At 73.6% G+C, this 4373-nt stretch carries 3 protein-coding genes; all 3 read right to left on the bottom strand.

All coding sequences use genetic code 11. From position 1 onward, the window contains the following. Nucleotides 1–353, bottom strand: a 353-nt coding sequence (gene nrfD / locus AC51EU_RS27610) for an NrfD/PsrC family molybdoenzyme membrane anchor subunit (protein WP_496269810.1), incomplete at its 3' end; no start/stop codon positions are given. Continuing rightward, nucleotides 350–1249: a 4Fe-4S dicluster domain-containing protein gene (locus tag AC51EU_RS27605; RefSeq protein WP_496269809.1), complete on the bottom strand. Its 900-nt coding sequence runs from the start codon at nt 1247–1249 to the stop codon at nt 350–352. The genes AC51EU_RS27605 and nrfD, both read right to left, overlap by 4 nt. After that, nucleotides 1246–4373: formate dehydrogenase (fdh, locus tag AC51EU_RS27600; RefSeq protein WP_496269808.1), on the bottom strand; the 3128-nt coding region annotated here is incomplete at its 5' end. The genes fdh and AC51EU_RS27605, both read right to left, overlap by 4 nt.

The following is a 4373-nucleotide window of genomic DNA, read 5'->3' as shown; positions in this document are numbered from 1 at the left end:
CCCGCCGCCGGCCCGTACACCGCCAGCAGCCACGACCCGACGCTCATCGGGGAGGTGGGCTTGAACACCCGCAGCATGTACGGGAACCGGCCGGGCCGGCCCAGGTCGTGGACGAGCGCGGCCGCCGAGAGCGACACCGCCGCGGCCGAGGAGACCTTCATCGCCCGCGCCGTCACCCGGCGGCCCGTCAGCTGCGCCCCGGCCGCCAGCACCGAACCGGCGCCCGCCAGCCCGCCGAGGAAGAAGTACCCGGCGATGTCCCGCGCCGACCACGACGGTGCCTTGATCACCGGCCGCCCGTAGTACGACCCCGCCGCCTCGCCCGGCCCGTGCCCGGCATCGTCCCGCCTCACCGGACCGCCCTCCGTCCCGCGACGGCCGGCAGGACGAACGCCAGCGCCACCGCCCCCGCCAGCGACAGCGCGGCGGCGCCCGCGTGCCGCCACATCCCCGGCAGATCACGGGTGGTGACCTGGGGGTCCGGCGGCAGCCCGTACACCTCGGGCTCGTCCAGCAGCAGGAAGAACGCACCGTCGCCGCCCACCCCGTCGTCCGGCGCGTGCCCGTACAGCCGGGCAGCGGGCACCCCCGCCGCGTGCAGCTCCTCCACCCGCAGCGCGGCCTGCCGCCGCAGCTCCTCCAGCGGCCCGAAGCGGATGGACTCGGTGGGGCACGCCTTGGCGCAGGCCGGTTCCTGGCCCGCGCCCAACCGGTCGTAGCACAGGGTGCACTTGAACGCCCGGCCGTCGGCGGGCCGCTGCTCGATCACGCCGTAGGGGCAGGCGGGCACGCAGTAGCCGCAGCCGTTGCAGATGTCCTCCTGCACCACCACCGATCCGAACTCGCTGCGGAACAGCGACCCCGTCGGGCAGACGTCCAGGCACGCCGCGTGGGTGCAGTGCTTGCACACGTCCGACGACATCAGCCAGCGCATCCCACCGCCCCCGCCGTCCCCGTCCCCCGCGAGCGGCAGCTCCGTCCGCCCCTCCGGGGCCGGCACCCGCTGCTCGACGAAGGCGACATGCCGCCACACCGACGCGCCGAGCCCGCCCGTGTTGTCGTACGACATGCCGGTGAGGGAACGCCCCTCCTCGGGGAGGGCGTTCCACTCCTCGCAGGCCACCTCGCACGCCTTGCAGCCGATGCAGACGGAGGTGTCGGTGAAGAACCCCACCCGTGGCGGCGGCCGGAGATGCCCGGCGTCGGCCGCCGGGTCGGGCTCCGGTCCGCCGAGCGGTCCTGCGGTCATCGGCACGGGTCCTTCCCGGTGTCGTCGGTGAGGCCGGCCCGCCGCCGGTACGCGGCCACCAGACGCGGCAGCTCCGCGCCGCGCGGACGCCGCCCCGGCCGGATGTCGGCGGTCAGCGCCTTGTCCTCCTGGATGTGGGAGTTGGGGTCGAGCACGATGGCGACCAGCTCGTTCGCGGCGTCCCCCGTCACCACGCCGTTGGGGCCCCAGTGGAACGGCAGCCCGATCTGGTGGACGGTGCGGCCGCGCACGGTCAGCGGCACGATCCGGTCGGTGACCAGCACCCGCGCCTCGATCGCGTTGCGGGCCGTGACGATCGTCGCCCAGCCGGTGTGCTCCAGCCCCCGCAACGCGGCCAGACGCGGCGACACCTCGCAGAACAACTCCGGTTGCAGCCCGGCGAGATACGGCGTCCAGCGGCTCATCCCGCCCGCCGTGAAGTGCTCGGTCAGCCGGCAGGTGGTCAGCACGAACGGATAGACGTCCGCGCCCGGAGTGCCGGGCGCCGGGTGGTAGCGGTTGCCCTCGCGCGGATACAGCCGCCGGGTGGGCGAGAGCGACCACGCCGGGTGCAGCGGATGGGGGAACGGCGACTCCTGCGGCTCGTAGTACGTCGGCAGCGGCCCGTCGAGCAGCCCCGACGGGGCGAACAGCCAGCCCTTGCCGTCCGCCTGCATGACGAACGGGTCGTCACCGCGCAGCGCGTCGACGCCCTCCGCCCCGGGTGGCGGCACATGACCCGGCTCCCGGTCGGGCGGGAAGTCGGGGACGTCGTACCCCGTCCACCGGCCCTCGTCCGCGTCCCACCACACATACGCCTTGCCCTCGCTCCACGGCGTCCCGTCCGGCGCCGCCGACGCCCGGTTGTAGAGGATGCGCCGGTTCTGCGGCCAGGACCACGCCCACCGGGACGCCACCCAGTCCTGCTCGGTGTGCGGAGTGCGGCGCGCCGCCTGGTTGACGCCGTCCGCGTACACCCCGCAGTAGATCCAGCAGCCGCAGCGGGTCGATCCGTCGTCCCGCAGCCCGGTGGGCGCGCCCAGCAAGGACCCGTCCGGGCCGTGCCCGTTGATCTCCGCGAGCACCGCCTCGGCCACCGGCTCCCGCAGCGCGCCGTCCACCGGGTAGTCCCAGGCCAGGTCCCGTACCATCCGGTCGGCCGGGTCGCCGGAATCGGCCAGCTTCTCCTTGATCCGGCGGCCCAGGTGGTACACGAACCACAGATCGCTGCGCGCGTCCCCCTCCGGCTCGACGGCCGCCCGGTGCCACTGGACCCACCGGTTGGTGTTGGTGAACGACCCCGACTTCTCGGTGTGCGCCGCCGCCGGGAGGAAGAACACCTCCGTCGCGACGTCCTCCGTCCGCAGCTCGCCCGACGCGACCTCCGGGCCGTCCCGCCACCACGTCGCCGACTCGATCAGCGAGAAGTCCCGCACCACCAGCCAGTCCAGACGCGCCATCCCCAGCCGCTGCAACCGGGTGTTGGCGGACCCGACCGCCGGGTTCTCACCCAGCAGGAGATAGCCCTTGCAGACCCCGTCGAGCTGCGCCATCACCGTGTCGTACGTGCTGTGCGAGCCGGTCAGCCGCGGCAGATGACCGAAGCAGAAGGCGTTCTCCGCCGTCGCGGCGTCGCCGTAGTACGCCTTGAGCAGGCTGACGAGGTACGCGCGGGTCGCGGCCCGGTAGCCCTTGGCGGTACGGGTCGCCGCCACATAGGCGTCCAGGTCCGGGTGGCGGTCCGCCTCGGGCATCGGCAGATAGCCCGGCAGCAGGTTGAAGAGGGTGGGGATGTCGCTGGAGCCCTGGATGGAGGCATGGCCGCGCAGCGCCTGGATACCGCCGCCGGGACGGCCGATGTTGCCCAGCAGCAGCTGGAGCACGCTCGCGGCCCGGATGTACTGCGAACCGGAGGAGTGCTGCGTCCAGCCCACCGCGTAGACGAACGCACTGGTCCGCTCGCGCCCCGAGTTCGCGGTGAGCGCGTCGCACACCCGCCGGAACGTCTCCCGGGGAATGCCGCAGGTCGCCTCGACCATCTCGGGGGTGTAGCGGGCGTAGTGCCGCTTGAGGATCTGGTAGACGCAGCGCGGATGCCGCAGCGTCTCGTCGCGGGGCGCGTCCGCCGCCGTCCGCGGCCCGCCCGCCCCGTGCGTCTCCGCGTGCGGGGGCGCCCCGGGCGCGCCCGCGCCCTCGTACTGCCAGCTCGCCGGGTCGTAGCACCGGCCCTCTTCGTCCAGGCCCGAGAAGACGCCGCCCAGGTCCTCGGTGTCGCGGAAGTCCTCGCCGACGAGGGTGGCGGCGTTGGTGTACGCGAGGACGTACTCGCGGAAGTCCTTCTCCTCGGTGAGGACATGGCGGATGATCCCGCCGAGGAAGGCGATGTCGGTGCCCGCGCGGATCGGTACGTGCAGATCGCACAGCGCGCTGGTCCGGGTGAAACGCGGGTCCACATGGATCACCGTGGCCCCGCGCGCCCTGGCCTCCATCACCCATTGGAAGCCGACCGGGTGCGCCTCGGCGAAGTTGGAGCCCTCGATGACGACGCAGTCCGCGTGCTGGAGGTCCTGCATGAACGTCGTCGCCCCGCCCCTGCCGAACGACGTGCCGAGCCCGGCGACCGTCGAACTGTGGCACACCCGCGCCTGGTTCTCGACCTGCACCACCCCGAGCCCCGTCATCAGCTTCTTGATCAGGTAGTTCTCCTCGTTGTCGAGGGTCGCCCCGCCCAGGCAGGCGATCCCCAGGGTGCGGGCCACCCGGCGGCCGTCCTGCTCCCACTGCCAGGTCTCGCGCCGGGTCCGCACCACCCGCTCGGCGATCATGTCCATGGCCGTGTCGAGGTCCAGCGACCGCCACTCCCGTGCGTACGGCGCCCGGTAGCGCACCCGCTGCTCGCGGGACGCCCCCGTGGTCAGCTGGAGCGTCGCCGACCCCTTGGGACACAGCCGCCCCCGGCTCACCGGCGACGCCGGGTCCCCCTCGATCTGCACCACCCGGCCGTCCTTGACGTACACCTGCTGCGCACAGCCCACCGCGCAGTACGGGCACACGGACGGCACCACCCGGTCCGCGGTGGCGGTCCGTGCCCGCAGCGCCTCGGTACGCGCCGACATCACGGCCC

It is taken from the genome of Candidatus Streptomyces philanthi (assembly GCF_059553635.1).
This window is presented reverse-complemented; position numbering and strand designations above follow the sequence as displayed.

What these genes read in the sequence shown, in the direction of transcription:
- AC51EU_RS27605 (WP_496269809.1), bottom strand. Translation starts at nt 1,249, where the DNA reads ATGACCGCAGGACCGCTCGGCGGACCGGAGCCCGACCCGGCGGCCGAC.